We start from the raw sequence: 19,641 nt of genomic DNA, 5'->3' as shown, positions 1-19,641 counted from the left end.
GCTTGAATAACGTTGTGTATACAGAAAATCCAAAGTAGCCGTTGCCATTTTTTCGACTTTATCGTTATGTGAGGACAGACGAAAAAATGGTCTAAAACGTGATCAATCTAACACCTTGCTCATTGACCGTAAAGAAAGATGCGCTACAAACCAGTGTAGCATTAAATGCATTCTGTAAATTCCGAATTACAGCCCGCGCTGCGCTTGTTTGGCGGGGTGCCGCCAGCAATCAACCGTGAGCACTGACACCCTAATGCAACAATGTTAGGATGGTCAACGGACGATAACGACGGTACCAAGCATGTTAGACAATGTTTTAAGAATTGCCACACGGCAAAGCCCTCTTGCGCTTTGGCAGGCACATTACGTTAAAGAGCGCCTCGAAGCGAGCCATCCGGGATTAACGGTTGAACTGGTGCCCATGGTCACGCGCGGTGACGTGATCCTCGATACACCGCTGGCGAAAGTAGGCGGCAAAGGACTGTTCGTGAAAGAACTCGAGCTGGCACTGCTTGAAAACCGCGCCGATATCGCCGTGCATTCCATGAAAGATGTCCCGGTCGATTTCCCCGAAGGGCTTGGTCTGGTCACCATCTGTGAGCGCGACGATCCGCGCGATGCGTTTGTGTCAAACCGCTATAACTCGCTGGACGAACTGCCCGCTGGCAGCATCGTTGGCACGTCGAGTTTACGCCGCCAGTGTCAATTAGCGGAGCTGCGCCCGGATCTGGTGATCCGCTCTCTGCGCGGTAACGTCGGGACCCGGCTGAGCAAACTGGATAACGGTGAATACGACGCCATTATTCTTGCGGTCGCAGGTCTCAACCGCCTGGGCCTGAACGCTCGCGTACGTTGGGCGCTGCCGCCTGAAATCTCGCTGCCCGCGGTGGGCCAGGGCGCGGTCGGCGTTGAATGTCGCCTTGATGATGCGCGGACACGCGCACTGCTTCAGCCGCTGAATCACGATGACACGGCCATTCGCGTTAAAGCCGAGCGGGCAATGAACACCCGGCTTGAAGGCGGCTGCCAGGTGCCGATCGGCAGCTATGCTGAACTTGTTGGTGACGAGATCTGGCTGCGCGGTCTGGTCGGCGCGCCGGATGGCACCATCATGGTACGCGGCGAGCGTCGTGGCCGCCCGGAGGATGCCGAAAAGCTGGGTATCTCGCTGGCGGAAGAGTTACTGGATAATGGCGCGCGCGCTATTCTCGCTGAAATTTACAACGGAGATGCCCCCGCATGAGTATCCTGGTCACCCGCCCATCCCCCGCCGGGGAAGAATTAGTGAGCCGACTGCGCACACTGGGGCTGGTGGCCTGGAGCTTTCCGTTGATTGAATTCACGCCGGGCCGTGAATTACCTTCCCTGCCTGAACGGCTCATCGCATTACGCGCAGACGATATGGTTTTTGTTCTGTCGCAGCATGCGGTGGCTTTCGCCCATGCGTATCTGCAACAGGCGGGCCTGCGTTTTCCAGCCGAACCGCACTATTTCGCCATTGGCCGCAGCACAGCGCTGGCGCAGCATACGGTAAGCGGCATTAATGTGCGCTACCCGCACGATCGGGAAATCAGTGAAGTGTTGCTACAATTACCTGAATTGCAAAGTATTCATGGCAAGCATGCGCTAATCTTACGGGGAAACGGCGGGCGCGAATTGCTGGCGGAAACCCTGGCAGAGCGCGGTGCGCAGGTTGAATTTTGCGAATGTTATCAACGCAGTGCGAAATTATATGACGGTGCAGAAGAAGCGATGCGCTGGCATACCCGCGGTGTGACGACACTTGTGGTCACCAGCGGCGAAATGATGCGGCAACTGTTTTCACTTATTCCTCCCTGGTATCGGGAGAACTGGTTACTTCGCTGCCGCCTGGTTGTGGTAAGCGAACGTCTGGCGCACCTCGCCCGGGAACTGGGCTGGCAAGACATTCGGGTCGCTGACAATGCCGACAACGATGCGCTGCTTCGCGCATTACAATAACTCTCATAATGGGAAGCCATAATGACGGAACACGAAAACTCCTCCGCCGTGGTTGAAGAGACCAAAGCGGCTGACGGCGCAACGCCGCCGCCGGAGAAAGCAGAGAAGAATACACGCGCTAACAGGACCAGCCTTGCGCTAAGCGCGATTGCCATCGCCATTGCGCTGGCATCGGGCGCTGGGCTTTATGGCTGGGTAAAACAGCAAACAGCAGCCCTGCATACCAATAATGGTGAGATAGCCGACCAGGTTATCGCTCTACAGCAGGCGCAGGATAAGCAGCGCAGCGAGCTGGAAGGCGTTATCAAACAGCAGGCCACTGAGCTTGAAGCGGCAAAGCGCCAGAACGATGCGCTGGCGAAGCAACTGGATGAAGTTCAGCAGAAAGTCGCCACCATTTCTGGCTCCGACGCCAAAACCTGGCAGCTTGCGCAGGCCGATTTCCTGGTGAAACTGGCTGGCCGTAAATTGTGGAGCGATCAAGATGTCACTACCGCAGCGGCACTGCTGAAAAGCGCCGATGCCAGCCTGGCGGATATGAACGACCCGAGCCTGATTACCGCACGTCGCGCCATTACCGATGATATCGCCAGCCTGTCAACCATTTCGCAGGTGGATTACGACGGCGCAATCCTCAAGCTGAATCAGCTCTCCAACCAGATTGATAACCTGCGCCTTGCCGATAATAACGATGATGATTCGCCGATGGACGCCGACAGTGATGAGCTGTCCAGTTCTATCAGCGAATGGCGTGTGAACCTGCAAAAAAGCTGGCAGAACTTTATGGACAGCTTTATTACCATTCGCCGCCGTGATGAAACCGCCGTGCCGTTGTTAGCCCCGAATCAGGACATCTATCTGCGCGAGAATATTCGCTCCCGACTGCTGGTGGCCGCGCAGGCGGTACCGCGCCACCAGGAAGAGACCTACAAACAGGCGCTGGATAATGTTTCTACCTGGGTGCGCGCTTACTACGACACCGATGATGCCGCGACCAAAGCGTTTCTTGAAGAAGTGGACAAGCTGAGCCAGCAAACCATCGCCATGGATTTGCCGGAGTCGCTGCAAAGCCAGCCCATTCTGGAAAAACTGATGCAGACCCGCGTACGCAACCTGCTTGCGCAGCCAGCAGCGGCGTCTGAACAGGCACCGGCCGCGCCCGCCGATGCAGCGCAGGGAGAATAAGCATGTTGAAAGTACTGTTACTCTTTGCACTGTTAATGGCCGGGATTGTGCTCGGCCCGATGCTCGCCGGGCATCAGGGCTATGTGCTGATCCAGACCGATAATTACAACATTGAAACCAGCGTCACGGGACTTGTGATCATTCTGGTGCTGACGCTGGTGGTGATGTTTGCTCTTGAATGGCTGCTGCGTCGCATTTTTCGTACCGGTGCGCATACCCGCGGCTGGTTTGTTGGCCGTAAGCGTCGCCGCGCCCGTAAGCAAACGGAGCAAGCTTTGCTGAAACTGGCAGAGGGCGATTATCAGCAGGTTGAGAAGCTGATGTCGAAAAATGCCGATCACGCTGAGCAACCGGTGGTGAACTATTTGCTGGCAGCGGAAGCGGCCCAGCAGCGCGGCGATGAAATGCGGGCTAATCAACATTTACAGCGTGCGGCAGAATTGGCGGAAAGCGATCCGATTCCGGTGGAGATCACCCGCGTACGCCTGCAACTGGCACGCAATGAAAACCATGCTGCGCGCCATGGCGTAGATAAGCTGCTGGAAGTCGCGCCGCGCCATCCAGAAGTGCTGCGTTTGGCTGAGCAGGCCTACATTCGTACCGGAGCCTGGACGTCGCTGCTGGACATCATTCCGTCGATGGCCAAAGCCAATGTCGGTGATGATGATCATCGCGATGCGCTACAACAGCAGGCGTGGATTGGCATTATGGATCAGGCGCGCGCCGATCAGGGCAGTGAAGGGCTGAAAAGCTGGTGGAAAAACCAGAGCCGCAAAACCCGCCAGCAGGTGGTGTTGCAGGTAGCGATGGCAGAGCATCTGATTGAATGCGACGATCACGATACCGCGCAGGGAATTATTCTCGACGGCCTGAAACGTCAGTATGACGATCGTCTGGTGATGGTGATCCCGCGTCTCAAAACCAATAACCCGGAACAGATCGAAAAAGTGCTGCGCCAGCAGATCAAAACCCAGGGCGATCGCCCGCTGCTGTGGAGCACACTCGGTCAATCGCTGATGAAACATGGAGAGTGGCAGGAAGCAACGTTGGCTTTTCGCGCCGCGCTGAAACAGCGTCCTGACCCGTTCGATTACGCATGGCTCGCCGATTGCCTCGACCGTTTACGTCAACCCGAAGAAGCCGCAATTATGCGTCGTGATGGCTTGCTGTTGACCCTGCAAAACAACCCGCCTTCCTGATATAAAAAAACGCCTGTCGGTATTCACTGACAGGCGTTAAAACAGGTCTTGTGACAACTAAATGGTGCTTCACTCAACGTTATGCCCATGGTGTTTGATGAGGCCGAAGCGACATCTCTCTTTGGACGATAAGCACCGTAAACGGCTCTGCATCATTCCTGAGTTTATGAGGCCAGATGGCGAACATAAGAGATGGAATGAGCATCTACGCCTGTATTATTGCATATACCGTGCCAACATCGCATTAACAAACCGTGCATCATGCAATCTTTTAAGAAATCAGGAAATTCAGGCCTTCTAATTCCCCTGGAGAGACCTTCTCCCGCTTTCCACCCGTTAATTTGTCGCCACAGAACGACATATACCAGGGTAATTATATAAATATTTATAAATCAGGAAGTTAAATGTCTCTGATAAGAGACAAGATAAACGAGATGTGTCGTATATAAGCAACAGAAAGCAAAAGGGGAGATGGCGGATAACAGAAAACAAAAAACCCCGCTTGCGCGGGGTTCAAAATTGGTCGGCGAGAGAGGATTCGAACCTCCGACCCACTGGTCCCAAACCAGTTGCGCTACCAAGCTGCGCTACTCGCCGTTTTTACTGCTTTTTGACTTTTTTGTTCAATCAAAGTTGGAACCTCCGACCCACTGGTCCCAAACCAGTTGCGCTACCAAGCTGCGCTACTCGCCGTTTTTACTGCTTTTTGACTTTTTTGTTCAATCAAAGTTGTGGTGCGAGGGGGGGGACTTGAACCCCCACGTCCGTAAGGACACTAACACCTGAAGCTAGCGCGTCTACCAATTCCGCCACCTTCGCATTTCCACGAAACTTTTACTGCAAAATAATGGGGTGGCTAATGGGACTCGAACCCACGACAACTGGAATCACAATCCAGGGCTCTACCAACTGAGCTATAGCCACCACTGTAAATCTGTTCACGCGGTATCGTAAATTCACGAACCACCGCAGCTCAAGCGCCGGGTTAAAATGGCGCGCCCGACAGGATTCGAACCTGAGACCTCTGCCTCCGGAGGGCAGCGCTCTATCCAGCTGAGCTACGGGCGCGTAGCGCCGTTGCGGGGGTGGATAGTACGGACTTCGGGCGCGGCTGTCTAGTGCTTTTTTGAAGAAAATGCGCGTTTGGTTATGCTTTGCGCACTTTGCCTCTTATTCACCCACCCGCTGTGTTACCGCATGCCGATTGAGGCCAAACACCTTATACGCAAGGGTCACCGCAGCAAGGAAGATAACACCAACAAACAGTGACATACGGGTATCTTCATTGAAACCCATGCCGATCAACACGCACACCAGGAACGCCATGGTGAGCCAGTTCGCCCACGGGAACAGTATTGAGCGGAACGGATGGCTGGCAATTGCGGCTTTATGCACTTTACGAAAACGCAGTTGGCTAATCAGGATCACGAACCACGGCACCATGCCCGGCAATACGCTGGCGCTATAAACATAAACAAACACCTGTTGCGGGTTAGGAATGATGTAGTTCAGGCACGAGCCGACCAGCAGAATAATGATGGAAATCGTCACGCCCATCGCCGGAACGCCGCTTTTGGACACTTTTGCCACCGCAGCCGGCAACTGGCGGTTCTTCGCCAGCGCATAAAGCATACGCCCGCAGCTATACATCCCGCTGTTACAACCGGAAAGCGCCGCCGTCAGTACCACAAAGTTGATGATCCCTGCCGCAGCGGCAATGCCGATCTTCGCGAAGGTCAGCACAAACGGGCTGCCATGGGTACCGATTTGGTTCCACGGGAAGATAGTCACGATAACGAAAATCGCGCCCACATAGAAAATCAGGATGCGCCACAGCACTTTGCTTACTGCGCTGCGCAAAGTGACCTGCGGGTTTTTCGCTTCACCGGCGGTAATACCGATCAGCTCAACGCCCTGGTAAGAGGCGACAACAATACAGAGCGCAGTCAAAAAACCTTTCCAGCCACCGGCAAAGAAGCCGCCGTGTTCAGTCAGATTGCTGAAACCAATGGAATGCCCGCCGTTGCCGAAACCAAAGAAGATAACGCCCAGACCCACCACAATCATCACGATAATGGTGGTGACTTTGATCATCGCGAACCAGAACTCAATCTCACCGTACAGCCGCACGGCCGCCAGGTTCGCCAGCGCCACCAGCCCCACCGCAATAAGCGCGGGTATCCACTGAGCAAGATCCGGGAACCAGAACTGGACGTAAACGCCAATGGCGGTAATTTCCGAAATCCCCACCGCCATCCACATAAACCAGTAGGACCAGGCGGTGAGATAGCCAAAGAACGGGCTCATATAACGGTGTGCGTAGACAGCGAACGAACCGGCTACCGGCTCAAGAAACAGCATTTCGCCCATCGAACGCATAATAAAGAAGACGAAAAGACCGGCAATGATATAGGCCAGCAGTACTGACGGGCCCGCCCATTTCAACGTGCTGGCAGCGCCCATAAACAGACCAACGCCGATAGTGCCGCCCAGGGCGATTAATTCGATATGACGAGACTCCAGTCCACGCTGAAGTTCTGGTTGTTTTTCGGCCATAAATCCTCTGTTGTGTTTGCTTCTTTCTCCCCGCTCTGCGGGTTATTGTTATGAGTTTTCCTCGGCTCATAACAGGCCATGCTGCACCGACCCGAAAAGGGGTGGCGCAAAAAACACTACGGCGTTGCAATGAGTGAGCGAATGGTTTCTTAAATTGAGGAAAATGGCAAACGATGTATCAAAAAAAACGGCATGATGCACAATAAAGCAACAATAAGAAGGGAAAAGGCAGCGCATTACGCCGCCGGGGATGTTCAGAGTTTTCCGCTGTAGTGCCAACGCAAATAACGCAGCAGGCGCAGCTGGCGTTTCAGGCGGGAAGGCTGCGACAGCAAGCGGTATAGCCACTCCAGCCCCAAATGCTGCCAGACTTTCGGGGCGCGCTTTACGTGCCCGGTAAAAACATCGTAAGTGCCGCCCACGCCCATATAGAGCGCATCCGGGTAAACGGCGCGGCAATCACGCATAAAAATCTCCTGGCGCGGCGACCCCATCGCTACCGTCACGATTTTTGCGCCGCTGTCGCGGATTGCCTCAAACAACGCCTGTTGCTGCTCCGGTTTAAAGTAACCATCCTGGCGGCCAACGATATTGACCTGCCACTGCGTACGCAGTTTCTGCTCGGTTTGCGCCAGCACCTCGGGCTTGCCGCCGACAAGGAACACCGGCGTGCCCGTCTCTCCTGCCCGCGCCATTAACGCTTCCCATAAATCAGCCCCGGCAACGCGCGAGACCTGCGCCTGCGGGAACTTTTTACGCACGGAGCGCACCACGCTAATGCCGTCGGCATATTTAAATTCCGCCGCCTCGATAAGCGCACGCACCTGCGCGTCATCCTCAATGGTCAGCATCTTTTCGGCGTTGATCGCCACCAGCGTACCCTGCTTAAGTCTGCCGCCCGCATAGAGGTGATCCAGCGCGTGTTGCATATCACGCCAGCCGATCAACTTCAGGCCGCGCAGGTCGTACAGCGCCGCCGCCGTCTTATCCGTCATGTTTCATCCTTTTCACACCTGGGAGAGAGGTTTTACTGCACGCGCCTCGCGGCGTTGTATCAGACCCGCACTATCAAACAGCCAGTACAGCAATTTCGCCACCAGCAGGCAGAAGCCAAAGATGGCGAGGAAAAACACCACCCGGGAAGCGAACGAATCCAGCCCTTCACGCGCCAGCACAATCATGTTGAAAATCGCGCCAAAGCAGAAGCTATGCAGAATTGCCGCTTTATAGCGATTCGTCTCCCGGTTGCCCAGCGTATACAACCAGTCGAACCATTTGATGATAAGCCCAACCACCACCGCGCCAAGCGGAATAAACCAGACGCCGCCCATTACCAGTAATGAGCCGATAAGCGTCGGTGAAATAGCCAGCCCGGAGTGGTTATTCAGCACTTCCCACGTAAAGTAGTTTGCCGTGTTAAGCACGATGCCAGGGCGCGAAGGCCACAGCCAGGACGGAATAAAAACATAGAAATCCCGTACGATAGGCGCAAGGCCCTGGAACTCAATCTTGTCGTAGTTTTGCAGCAGCAGCGCGAGGTTTTCCCACGGCGAAAAGGTGTCGCGCGTCAGGTACAAAAAGGTATAGAACGCTTCATCGCCGCTGACATTCAACCCGTAGCGTTTCAGCGCCAGCCAGAACATGCCGACAATACCGAGCACGCCCGCCGCCGCCAGCATCCACAGCGAAATCCAGCCGCGAATAATGCCGATGAACAAGAAGATCGCAAAGGCGATAATAATATTGGCGCGCGTGCCGCCAACGATCATATAGGTCAGCAGACCAAACGCCACGGTGCTCACCAGGAAGAAGAGCCACGCCTGCGCGTTCTGGCGCAGAAAATAAACCACCAGCATCGCCGGAATAAAGAAGTAGAAGAAGCGCTTAAGCGCCACGCCGGAGACTTCACTGGAGAAAATCTGGCTATAAGACTGTAAGCGAAACAGCAGAAAACCGTTGTTCATAAAGAAGATACCGACGCTTACCAACGCGATTGCCATCAGCATTACCCACGTCAGATGCGCTTCGACCCGGTTGATGGTGAACAGCGGCCGACGCGGCGTAAGCGACGACGGGGTTCGCAGCCTGGTTTTGTAGGTCACGTAATAGATGCCGTAGAAGCACATCGCCGCCAGCAACGTCTGCATCAGCACGCCGGGCGGTGCAACGCCCACGTTGAAGCGGAACACCAGGATACTGGTGAGCGGGAAGCCGAAGAAGAAGGTCAGTAAAAAGAGCAGCGAGAAAAAGACGTTAAAGTTAAACCGCACGCGGCGAAATTCAAACCAGGTCAGCGTGGCGATAAACAGCGTCGCCACCAGCCAGAGAATAAACAATCCGCAAAATTCGAGTGGGCTCATCCGGTGATCCCCGCAGCAGTACGCAGCGCTTTATGCCAGAGCGTTTCGTAATTTGGGCTAAAGAAGGTGATGGCGTTTTTATCCACCGCCACCAGTTGGCGGCGGGCTTCGCGGATCACCGCATCGTTCAGTTCATCGCCGGTAAACAGCACCGGAATACCTTCGGCCACCATATCACGCCAGAACGGATTTTCGCGATTTAACACACACGGAACCCCCGCCTGAATCAGCAAACACATCGTGCCGATCCCCTGCTGGCGGGCAAAGATGAAATAGCCCACATCGCACTGCCCCAGCAGATCGAGATAGTCATCAAAGGCCATTTTCTCGTGCAGGATGCGTAAGTTTTCCGCGCTGAATAACGCCAGCCCGGCACTGCGCACCGCATCGATATAGCTGCCGTTATTGGCCGGGTAACCCATGGGCACAATCACATTCACCGTATCGCCAAACTGGCGATGGACAGCCTGCAAAGCGGCTATATGTTCATTGCTTGGATCGCCGGAGTTACCCACCAGAATCGTCAGTTTGCCGTCCCGCTGCACATCATGCGCCAGGGTGTTCAGCGCCGGATCCATCCGCGTCGGGAAATAGAGCAGTTCACCGCGAACCAAAGGATTGCGCTGGCCGAACCACGCCAGATCGCCGCGCGTGGCAAAAATGCAACCAACGCGGCGCTGGGCCAGGCGGCGCAGCGGATAAAAGAGGCGGAATTTGAGGCTGCGGGAGACTTCATACAGATCGGCGCCCCAGGCGTGCCAGTAAAACTGATCGCGCTTGATGGCGCCCCGCAGCAAGGCCAGCCAGAGATCAAAATTAAACTGGCCGTGGAAGAAGAATCGCTGCTGACGCTGGGCTTTCGCCTGTGCGATAAGCGCTTTCGCCAGCGTTTTTTTATCCGGGTAAAAATGCAGCGTCAGCGCGGGATACGCCGCACGCTGCTCGTCATCGCGCCCGACGACCATAAACTCGCGGGCATGCTCTCCCGAGGCCGCAAGTGTGTCGTTAAAGAAGCGCAGCACAGTTTGGTTATGGTGTGGGATATCCGATCCCAGTACGTGAATCAGTGCAGTCATGCCTTTTTACGCCAAATCAAAAAAACGCCGCAACAGAGGGCGAAATAAATAATGTAAGTGGCCATATACGCCTGCGCCGCGCCTGCCGCGCCGTGCACCGGGATCAAGGCGCGCGAAAACAGCGTTAGCAGCGCGAACTGGCTAATCTCCGCCAGAATATAAAAGCGCAGCGACGCTTTGGCTATCACCAGATAACCAAATACGTAAGCACCTACTTTCAATACATCCCCGACCAGCTGCCAGGCGAACAGATCGCGCATGGCGGCGAATTTATCGGAAAACAGCAGCCAAATCGCCACATCGCGCAACAGCCAGACACCGAGACTCACGGCTGCCACCGCCGGTAACACAAAGCTCAGTGACTTGATAATTTCGCGCGAAATAGCCTGCTTTGTCGCCAGCCGTGACAATGTAGGCAGCAGATAAACGCTAAACGAGGCGGTAATAAATTGCAGATAAGCATCGGAAATGGTGCTTACCCCTTGCCAGATACCAACTTCATCCCAGCTATAATGCGCCGCCAGTTGGTTTCGCATCATCACATACGCCAGCGGCAGCGTCACCGAAGTAATCAACGCCATCACGGTGAATTTGCTGAGCTGCCCGGCCAGTGCGCCATCCCACTGCGGTTTGAAAAAATTCACCGGTACTGCGCCGCGCCGGATCAGCATCAACATCGCCGGGATCACCACCAGCGCGGGCACCAGCGCCATCCCCAGCAGTGCGCCCTGATAACCGCCGACTTTAAAGCAGAGATACCACGCCAGCACGCCAATCACGCTGCCGATAATCAGCGACAGCGCGTTACTCGCCGCATCGCGAAAGCCTTTCATCACTGCCAACAGCAGGTTCGCCCACGCAATCCCCATTTGAACCAGCGCGACTAACCGCACCAGCCCCTGATACTGCGTATGGCCGAATAACCCCTGGCTGATGGGCGCGGCGGCGAAGAGAAACACCAGCGCCAGCAGCGTTGAGAACCCCAACACCATGGCGGAAGAGGTGCCAACAACCACGCGTAAGCGCGCGGGATCGTCATGATGTTGCGCGACAAACTTCGTAACGCCGTTAAAGATCCCGGCGCCGGCCAGCACGCCCAGCACGGTAATTAACTGGCGAAAGTTACCTGCCTGCCCAACACCGGATGGCCCGAAAGCCACCGCAAGGAGTTTGACCACCAGCAAGCCCGCGCCAATTTTGACCAGCGTGCTTGCGGCAGTCCATACCGATGCTTTTGCCAGCGACATGTCAGTTGAAATAACTCAGCAGAGTGCTGATAACCGTACGCTGATTAACCGGTGCCAGATTGTAGAACAGCGGCAGGCGAAGCAAACGCTCACTCTCTTTGCTGGTGTAGCGGTCTTCGCCGTGGAACTCGCCGAACTTTTCGCCTGCCGGTGAAGCATGCAGCGGAATGTAGTGGAACACCGCAAGGATTTCCGCCTCTTTCAGGAAGGCGATCAGTTTGCTGCGATCCGCTTCATCGCGCAGCTTGATGTAAAACATGTGCGCGTTATGGCTGCAATCCGCCGGAATGGATGGCAACTCAATGCGACCACTGCGCGCAAGCGGCGTCAGGGCATCGTAATAAGTTTGCCAGAGCGCCAGACGCTGCTGGTTAATGCGCTCTGCCGATTCCAGTTGTGCCCACAAGTAAGCCGCCTGCAAGTCCGCCATTAAATAACTCGAACCGATATCCCGCCAGGTGTATTTATCGACCTGTCCACGGAAAAATTGACTGCGATTAGTGCCTTTTTCGCGAATGATCTCAGCGCGTTCAACCAGTGCGCGATCGTTAATCAGCGTCGCGCCGCCTTCGCCGCCAGCGGTGTAGTTTTTCGTTTCGTGGAAACTGAAACAGCCAATATGCCCGATAGTGCCCAGCGCCCGCCCTTTGTAGGTGGACATCACGCCCTGCGCGGCATCTTCCACCACAAACAGATTATGCTTTTTGGCGATCGCCATGATGGTGTCCATCTCGCAGGCAACACCCGCGTAATGCACCGGCACAATAACGCGGGTTTTGTCGGTGATTGCCGCTTCAATCAGCGTTTCATCCATGTTCATCGTATCCGGGCGGATATCGACAAAGACGATTTTCGCACCGCGCAGCACAAAGGCATTGGCGGTGGAAACGAAGGTATAACTCGGCATGATCACTTCGTCGCCGGGCTGGATATCCAGCAACAGCGCGGCCATCTCCAGCGAGGCGGTGCAGGATGGGGTTAACAACACTTTCGCGCTGTGAAAACGCTGCTCCATCCATTGCTGGCAGCGTCGGGTAAAACCGCCATCACCGCACAACTTTCCGCTGCCCATCGCCGACTGTATATAGTCGAGTTCCGTTCCCACCACCGGTGGTGCGTTGAAAGGGATCATAGAGTCACCTGTATAGCCAAAAGGCAGTGCTTTCCACATTCGCACCGCTCTGAATGTATCGTTTAAGTGCGGCGGTGTTCCCAAGCTGGGTTGCCACACGCACAAGCGTTAACTGCCGCTGCCGCGCCCACTGGCACGCCGCCTGCATTAATTTTTTCCCCTCACCGCGCCCGGCCAACAGGCCGATACGTGCTTCTTGCTCATTAAGTTGGCGAAGCGAGACAAAACCGCTGATGTCGCTGTTTTCTGCGCGAAAAAGTAAGCACTGGTGGTCAAAAACCCCTTTCACGGCGTTTTCTATCCACTGCGCGTAGAAGCGACCGCTCGCGTCGGGCGCATACCAGGGCGTACGAAAACGGCTCTGCACAAAGATCTCCGCCGCCATCTGACGAAGCGCGGGAATATCCTCAATGGTGGCAACACTGGCGGCAGGATCGATGCCCTGTTCAGGCACGGGCAAAGCGAGATCGATTTCCCCTTCCACCAGTTGAAAACCAAGCTGTTGCAGGGCGTCGAGTTGCGGGGTGTGTGCGGCTGCCAGTTTTACCTGTACCCGATCCCAGGGTGCAAAATCCGCACCACTCAGCGTGGGAGCCGCAGGGTTGAGGCGAATAATGGCGCTGCGCAGGCCAAAAAAGGCGCTTTCCCATGCCAGTTCTTCTACCGTGCCGTGAACAGCCATGCCGTTTCCTTCGCGTATTAGCGCCAGACGCCTTTGGTATCCACAACCCAGGGTTGCGTGATGCTGGCAGCATCGACCGCTTTGAATTGTTTATGATCGACCAGCATCACCAGCACATCGGCCTGATCCAGCGCATCAAGGGTATTGACCAGCGTGCTGTGCCCGGCCAGTTTCGCCGGCAGTTCGTTGATATTCGGTTCGACCACCAGCGTTTGTCCGCTGTGCCACTGCGCGATGTCATGGGCAATTTCCATCGCCGGGCTTTCACGCAGATCGTCGATATTCGGTTTAAATGCCAGCCCGAAGCAGGCAATTTTAACCTCGCTGGCGCGCTTGCCGCTCGCCGTCAGGCAATCGGCAACGGTCGCTTTCACCTGATTCAGCACCCAATGTGGTTTGTGATCGTTCACTTCCCGCGCGGTACGGATCAGCCGCGCCTGCTGCGGGTTTTGCGCCACAATAAACCACGGATCGACCGCGATGCAGTGACCGCCGACGCCAGGACCAGGTTGCAGGATATTAACGCGCGGATGGCGGTTCGCCAGGCGAATCAATTCCCACACGTTAATCCCCTGATCGGCACAAATCAGCGACAGTTCATTGGCAAAAGCGATGTTCACGTCGCGGAAGCTGTTTTCGGTGAGTTTGCACATTTCCGCCGTGCGGGAGTTGGTCACCACACATTCGCCTTCGAGAAAGATCTTGTACAGCTCGCTGGCACGGGCGGAACAAACCGGCGTCATACCGCCAATCACCCGATCGTTTTTAATCAGTTCGACCATCACCTGCCCCGGCAAGACACGCTCCGGGCAGTAGGCGATATTGACGTCAGCGTTTTCGCCCGCTTGCTGCGGGAAAGAGAGATCCGGGCGCGCGTCGGCAAGCCACTGGGCCATTTTTTCCGTCGCGCCTACCGGAGAAGTGGATTCAAGAATGACCAGCGCCCCTTTGCTCAGCACGGGCGCGATGGATTTTGCCGCCGCTTCAACATAGGCCATGTCAGGCTCATGATCGCCTTTGAACGGCGTCGGTACAGCAATCAGGTAAGCATCTGCCGCCACAGGCGTGGTGCTGGCGCGCAGATAACCGCCCTCCACGGCCGCTTTAACGACGTTATCCAGTTCCGGCTCGACAATGTGGATTTCACCCCGGTTAATGGTTTCCACGGCGCGCGCGTTGATATCAATGCCAACCACCTGCTTTTGTCTGGAGGCAAACGCCGCAGCGGTAGGCAGACCAATATAGCCAAGGCCAATGACGGAAATGGTTGTAAAGCTCATAGTGTTACCCGATTGTTTTTGAGTGCGTGCAAAATGCGACCACATGCCTGCCCGTCTCCATACGGATTGTGCGCGTGACTCATGGCCTGCCAGGCATCGTTGTCATAAAGCAGGCGTGTCACCTCTTCCACAATGCGCTGGCGATCCGTGCCGACAAGTTTAACGGTACCGGCATCCACAGCTTCCGGACGCTCGGTGGTATCACGCATCACCAGCACCGGTTTACCCAGCGAAGGCGCTTCTTCCTGAATGCCGCCGGAATCAGTGAGGATCAGCCAGGCGTGATTCATCAACCACAGGAACGGCAAGTAATCCTGTGGTTCAATCAAAAAGACATTTTCAACATGGCCCAGAATGCGGTTTACCGGCTCGCTAACGTTGGGGTTGAGATGCACCGGGTAGATGATTTGCACATCTTGATGCCCGGCGGCGATGTCAGCCAGGGCATGACAAATATCCTCAAACCCGCGCCCAAAGCTTTCGCGGCGATGACCGGTGACCAGAATAAGTTTCTTATCATTGTCGAGAAACGGGTAACGCGCCGCCAGCTCTTCGTAACGTGAGGGATCGTTCATCACGCTATCGCGCACCCAGAAGAGTGCATCAATGACCGTATTACCAGTAACGAAAATGCGATTGTCGGCGACATTTTCACGCCGCAGATTGTGACGAGAGTTCTCCGTTGGCGCAAAATGGTACATCGCCAGGTGACCCGTCAGAGTACGGTTAGCTTCTTCAGGCCAGGGGGAAGAGAGATCCCCGGTACGCAGGCCCGCTTCGACATGACCAACGGGAATACGCTGGTAAAACGCGGCAAGGCTCGCGGCAATAGTGGTTGTCGTATCGCCATGAACTAACACCACATCCGGGTGAAATGATTCAAGAATAGGTTTCAGACCTTCGAGGATACCGCAGGTAATTTCCGTCAACCCTTGCCCGGGGCGCATAATATTCAGGTCGTAATCCGGGACGATAGAAAAGAGGTTTAGCACCTGATCGAGCATCTCCCGATGCTGTGCCGTGACGCAAACTCTTGCCTCAAAGTCAGGATCCTTTGCCAGCGCATGTACCAGAGGAGCCATTTTTATGGCTTCTGGGCGTGTGCCAAATACGGTCAGTACTTTCACAACGATTCTCTTTGGTTAGAAGATGAAGGCGCAGCGCCTTCATCTCAGACGGCGTTTAGTTCGAACGGCGGCGCGCTAATGCCACTCCAGCTCCGGTTAACGCACCGACAATACCCCACATGATCATCAGGAAAGCACGACGCGGGCTGTCGCGTTTTACCGGCTCTTCCGGTGTACGCAAATAACGATAAGTCTGAAAACGCGGATCCAGCGTTGGGCCAACGTTAAGAGTATTTAGCATTGCCCGGTTTTGATCATAGTCCAGATCGAACTGTGGCCCCACCGCTTGCAGGTTTTCCAGGCGTGCCTGGAGCATCGGGCGGCCAAGCATAAACAGCTCTGAATCCGGCAGCTCGTCCGGCGGAACCTCAGTCTCATTGCGCGAGATATTATGTTGCTCAGCGACTCTCAACGCTTGCTCAACATTGTGCAGACGCCGGTTGTAAATCGCTTTTGCCACCTCTTCCTGACGCTTCACCTGCGCTTTCATCTGGATAGTCCGTGCTGCCCATGCACCTTTCAGTTCGTCATTAAGATGGCTGGCGGCGCGCTGGCTGGCGAAAGCAACATACTGACGCAGCAGGTTATTCGCGTCCGGGGCGGTTTCGGCAATCAGCTTCACGTTATCGTTCTGGTTGCGAACGATATCTGCGGGCGTGTACTGGATATTGTTGATTAACTCATCAAGCATGGCGGCATCGGCTTTGCTGTTGCCGACTTGTCGCTGCTTGTAGTAATCCGTTTGCGACCAGAAATCGCGACGCGTATCCCAGGCGGCAAGCTGCATGATGAACTCTTTGTACGCTTCATCCATGACCGAAATTTGATCGGCGGGCGCAAGGTTCGCTTTCACATCCAGATTGCGTAAAAACTGCTGCTGGGAATAGTATCCGCCAAGCATGTTGACGGTTGGACGGTCGGTAACGGCGGTAGCTCCCCATTGCTGAGGGGCAAAGAAGGTCCAGACCAGCGCGAGCAAGGCGAAGAGCAGCGCGACGCCTGCGATCCAAAATTTTCCAGCCCACAAAGTACGAAACAAACCCCGAATATCCAGTTCATTTTCTGTAACCGCTGAAGGTGTTTCCGACGCTTGTTGAATCATCGCTTTCCCGATTTTACTTGGTTAGTGTTGATTTTTGACCTCTGTTACGGCGCATTCTGCGTTTTACCCGTTTGATAAAACGCGCCACTTTCCACGCACGTTTAATACAGTAGCCATACAAAAAGAACGCTAGCAAGAATAATGCCAACATTACCCATTCTGGGATGAGGCGGAGATACTCCGTCACCACACCGATGCTGGCAAGCAGAGCCGCAGCCAGCGTGATCAGCACGAATGCCTGACGGGAAGTAAAACCTGCACGCATGATGAGATGATGAATGTGCTGGCGATCGGGTGAGAAAGGACTCATGCCTTTACGCAGGCGACGATACATAATCGCGACCATATCCATCAGCGGAATGGCAATAATCCACAATGCAGTCACCGGGCTGATGGGATGAGTTTTGCCCTGAGTCGTTTCCAGTAAAATCCAGATCACAGTAAAGCCGATGAGCGTACTGCCAGCGTCACCCATAAAGACTTTGTAGCGGCGTCCCAGCACGCCAAGGTTTAGCAAAATGTACGGCAGGATTGCGGCGATCATGGCAAAACACCAGAGCGCGAGGCTTGATTGCCCGTCGAACCATAAAATAAAACCGATAGCGGCGAATGAAACGCAAGAGAGTCCGCCCAGCAGGCCATCGATACCATCGACCATATTGAAAGCGTTGATGGCAGCCCAAACGGCAAACAACGTGAGCAGATAACCAAAGGGGCCGAGCACCATCTCCCACGAGCCGAAGATGTACCCCAGACTACTCAGATAAAGTTTGCCGACCACCATCATCACGACAGCGACAAGCGCCTGAACAGACGCGCGGAATTTAACGCTAATATCAAAACGATCGTCCAGCGCACCGATGAACACCAGCGCACCAGCGCAAAGAAGATAGAGGGCGGCGTGCGGAATATAATAATTGGTAATGCCAAAGGTAAAACAAATCCCGGCATAGACTGAAATGCCCCCAACTAACGGAATCAGTCCCTGATGGCGTTTGCGAAAGTTGGGTTTGTCTACCAGACCAATCCGTTTTGCCACTTTACGGGCAATAAATAAGAAAAGCGTAGTAAACAAAAAAATACTGAATAATTCAGTAAAAGCAGTGAGTAGATTCACAATGCATGCTCTCAGCTAATGTTTATCCTGACAGTATAACGACGTTGCCATGCCCCATAAAAGGAGAATGCAGGTCTTACGCGGGTATTATTGTTTACTTTTCAACCAGGTAGGATATTCAGCTGATTAATAACCTATCGGGTGACGCCAGCGTCGGACAATACCTGTCTCAGTGCATATAGCGTATAGCCCATAAATGAAAAACGCCACGTAAAAACGTGGCGCTTCTGAGGTTTATTTAAATTAAGAGCGCTTCATCATGTCGAAGAACTCGTCATTAGTCTTCGTCATAGCCAGCTTGTTGATGAGGAACTCCATCGCATCGATCTCACCCATTGGGTGAATGATTTTGCGCAGGATCCACATTTTTTGCAGTTCTTCCTGAGTGGTAAGCAGCTCTTCTTTACGGGTACCGGAGCGGTTGTAATCAATCGCCGGGAAGACGCGTTTTTCAGCGATTTTACGCGAGAGATGCAGCTCCATGTTACCGGTGCCTTTAAACTCTTCGTAAATCACTTCGTCCATTTTCGAACCGGTATCGATAAGCGCGGTCGCGATAATGGTCAGGCTACCGCCCTCTTCCACGTTACGCGCAGCACCGAAGAAACGCTTCGGACGATGCAGGGCGTTGGCATCCACACCACCGGTCAACACTTTACCGGACGCCGGAACGACGGTGTTGTAAGCGCGAGCCAGACGGGTGATGGAGTCGAGCAGAATGATAACGTCTTTCTTGTGCTCAACCAGGCGTTTGGCTTTTTCAATAACCATTTCAGCAACCTGCACGTGGCGGGAAGCAGGTTCATCGAAGGTTGACGCAACCACTTCGCCTTTCACCAGGCGCTGCATTTCTGTTACTTCTTCCGGACGTTCATCAATCAGCAGCACCATCAGCACACAGTCAGGATGGTTGTATGCGATGCTCTGCGCGATGTTTTGCAGCAGCATGGTTTTACCGGCTTTCGGCGGTGCCACGATCAGACCACGCTGGCCGCGGCCGATTGGCGACGCCAGATCCAGTACGCGAGCGGTTAAGTCTTCGGTGGAGCCATTACCACGTTCCATACGCAGGCGAGAGTTCGCGTGCAGCGGCGTTAAGTTCTCGAACAGAATCTTATTACGCGCGTTTTCCGGTTTATCGTAGTTCACCTCGTTAACTTTCAGCAGGGCAAAGTAACGTTCACCTTCTTTAGGCGGGCGAATCTTACCTGAAATGGTGTCACCGGTGCGGAGGTTGAAACGGCGGATTTGGCTGGGGGATACGTAGATGTCGTCAGGGCCGGCGAGGTAGGAGCTGTCTGCGGAACGGAGGAAACCAAATCCATCCTGCAAAATCTCCAGCACACCGTCGCCAAAGATATCTTCGCCACTCTTCGCGTGCTGCTTCAGGATGGCGAAAATGATGTCCTGTTTGCGCATACGGGCCAGGTTTTCCAGCCCCATATTTTCGCCGAGAGTGATCAGCTCAGAAACCGGCGTATTCTTTAATTCGGTAAGATTCATAATGGTGTGGGTTCTTAAACTCGGGGTGATACTCGAACTTAATGTTGTGAATGGTATGGCAGGGTCATCCATGCCTGTTAACGGCCATCAACTCA

The 19,641-nt window shown here is 54.5% G+C and carries 16 protein-coding genes and 4 tRNA genes; 4 read left to right on the top strand and 16 right to left on the bottom strand.

Annotation, left to right across the window (positions count from 1 at the left end; genetic code table 11):
• Window positions 1–301: 301 nt before the first annotated feature.
• The 4 genes from hemC to hemY are packed head-to-tail and all read left to right on the top strand — an operon-like array spanning window position 302 to window position 4,364.
• Entirely contained in the window at window positions 302–1,243 is a 942-nt protein-coding gene (hemC, locus tag Q5705_19010; GenBank protein ID WLI76633.1) for a hydroxymethylbilane synthase, read from the top strand.
• Window positions 1,240–1,980, top strand: a complete 741-nt coding sequence (hemD, locus tag Q5705_19005) for a uroporphyrinogen-III synthase (protein WLI76632.1) — start codon at window positions 1,240–1,242, stop codon at window positions 1,978–1,980. The genes hemC and hemD overlap by 4 nt, the downstream gene beginning before the upstream one ends.
• 21 nt (window positions 1,981–2,001) lie before the next feature.
• Window positions 2,002–3,165, top strand: coding sequence for a uroporphyrinogen-III C-methyltransferase (hemX, locus tag Q5705_19000; protein ID WLI76631.1), 1,164 nt, complete (start codon window positions 2,002–2,004; stop codon window positions 3,163–3,165).
• Window positions 3,166–3,167: 2 nt separating this feature from the next.
• On the top strand, window positions 3,168–4,364 hold the full coding sequence (gene hemY, locus Q5705_18995; protein ID WLI76630.1) for a protoheme IX biogenesis protein HemY: 1,197 nt from the start codon (window positions 3,168–3,170) through the stop codon (window positions 4,362–4,364).
• A gap of 520 nt (window positions 4,365–4,884) precedes the next feature.
• Here the strand turns inward: hemY and Q5705_18990 are convergent.
• The 16 genes from Q5705_18990 to rho all read right to left on the bottom strand — a co-directional run bounded on the left by Q5705_18990 (window position 4,885) and on the right by rho (window position 19,546).
• Window positions 4,885–4,961 (bottom strand) — tRNA-Pro (locus Q5705_18990).
• A 135-nt stretch (window positions 4,962–5,096) separates the two neighbouring features.
• Window positions 5,097–5,183, bottom strand: a tRNA-Leu gene (locus Q5705_18985).
• Window positions 5,184–5,212: 29 nt separating this feature from the next.
• A tRNA-His gene (locus tag Q5705_18980) sits at window positions 5,213–5,288 on the bottom strand.
• Window positions 5,289–5,355: 67 nt separating this feature from the next.
• Window positions 5,356–5,432 (bottom strand) — tRNA-Arg (locus Q5705_18975).
• A 102-nt stretch (window positions 5,433–5,534) separates the two neighbouring features.
• Entirely contained in the window at window positions 5,535–6,920 is a 1,386-nt protein-coding gene (locus tag Q5705_18970; protein WLI76629.1) for an amino acid permease, read from the bottom strand.
• A 254-nt stretch (window positions 6,921–7,174) separates the two neighbouring features.
• A complete protein-coding gene (gene wecG / locus Q5705_18965; GenBank protein WLI76628.1) occupies window positions 7,175–7,915 on the bottom strand; it encodes a lipopolysaccharide N-acetylmannosaminouronosyltransferase in 741 nt (246 codons plus the stop codon).
• A gap of 12 nt (window positions 7,916–7,927) precedes the next feature.
• The gene (wzyE, locus tag Q5705_18960; protein ID WLI76627.1) at window positions 7,928–9,280 is read right to left on the bottom strand and encodes an ECA oligosaccharide polymerase; all 1,353 of its coding nucleotides are present in this window, start codon (window positions 9,278–9,280) and stop codon (window positions 7,928–7,930) included.
• Window positions 9,277–10,356 carry a TDP-N-acetylfucosamine:lipid II N-acetylfucosaminyltransferase gene (locus tag Q5705_18955; protein ID WLI76626.1) on the bottom strand — a complete coding sequence of 360 codons (1,080 nt, stop codon included), beginning with the start codon at window positions 10,354–10,356 and terminating at the stop codon, window positions 9,277–9,279. The genes wzyE and Q5705_18955 overlap by 4 nt, the downstream gene beginning before the upstream one ends.
• Window positions 10,353–11,603: a lipid III flippase WzxE gene (gene wzxE, locus Q5705_18950; protein WLI76625.1), complete on the bottom strand. Its 1,251-nt coding sequence runs from the start codon at window positions 11,601–11,603 to the stop codon at window positions 10,353–10,355. Before wzxE ends, Q5705_18955 begins: the two co-directional genes overlap by 4 nt.
• A 1-nt stretch (window position 11,604) precedes the next feature.
• On the bottom strand, window positions 11,605–12,735 hold the full coding sequence (gene rffA, locus Q5705_18945) for a dTDP-4-amino-4,6-dideoxygalactose transaminase (protein WLI76624.1): 1,131 nt from the start codon (window positions 12,733–12,735) through the stop codon (window positions 11,605–11,607).
• Between the two features lie 4 nt (window positions 12,736–12,739).
• Window positions 12,740–13,417, bottom strand: a complete 678-nt coding sequence (rffC, locus tag Q5705_18940; protein ID WLI76623.1) for a dTDP-4-amino-4,6-dideoxy-D-galactose acyltransferase — start codon at window positions 13,415–13,417, stop codon at window positions 12,740–12,742.
• Between the two features lie 17 nt (window positions 13,418–13,434).
• Window positions 13,435–14,697: a UDP-N-acetyl-D-mannosamine dehydrogenase gene (gene wecC, locus Q5705_18935; protein WLI76622.1), complete on the bottom strand. Its 1,263-nt coding sequence runs from the start codon at window positions 14,695–14,697 to the stop codon at window positions 13,435–13,437.
• Window positions 14,694–15,824, bottom strand: coding sequence for a UDP-N-acetylglucosamine 2-epimerase (non-hydrolyzing) (gene wecB / locus Q5705_18930; GenBank protein ID WLI76621.1), 1,131 nt, complete (start codon window positions 15,822–15,824; stop codon window positions 14,694–14,696). Before wecB ends, wecC begins: the two co-directional genes overlap by 4 nt.
• 55 nt (window positions 15,825–15,879) lie before the next feature.
• Window positions 15,880–16,926 carry an ECA polysaccharide chain length modulation protein gene (gene wzzE / locus Q5705_18925; protein WLI76620.1) on the bottom strand — a complete coding sequence of 349 codons (1,047 nt, stop codon included), beginning with the start codon at window positions 16,924–16,926 and terminating at the stop codon, window positions 15,880–15,882.
• Between the two features lie 13 nt (window positions 16,927–16,939).
• The gene (gene wecA / locus Q5705_18920; protein ID WLI76619.1) at window positions 16,940–18,043 is read right to left on the bottom strand and encodes a UDP-N-acetylglucosamine--undecaprenyl-phosphate N-acetylglucosaminephosphotransferase; all 1,104 of its coding nucleotides are present in this window, start codon (window positions 18,041–18,043) and stop codon (window positions 16,940–16,942) included.
• Between the two features lie 243 nt (window positions 18,044–18,286).
• The gene (gene rho / locus Q5705_18915) at window positions 18,287–19,546 is read right to left on the bottom strand and encodes a transcription termination factor Rho (GenBank protein WLI76618.1); all 1,260 of its coding nucleotides are present in this window, start codon (window positions 19,544–19,546) and stop codon (window positions 18,287–18,289) included.
• Between the last annotated feature and the right edge of the window lie 95 nt (window positions 19,547–19,641).

The sequence above is a fragment of the Kosakonia sp. H02 genome (genome assembly GCA_030704225.1).
In the GTDB taxonomy this organism is placed as follows: Bacteria; Pseudomonadota; Gammaproteobacteria; order Enterobacterales; family Enterobacteriaceae; genus Kosakonia.
This window is presented reverse-complemented; position numbering and strand designations above follow the sequence as displayed.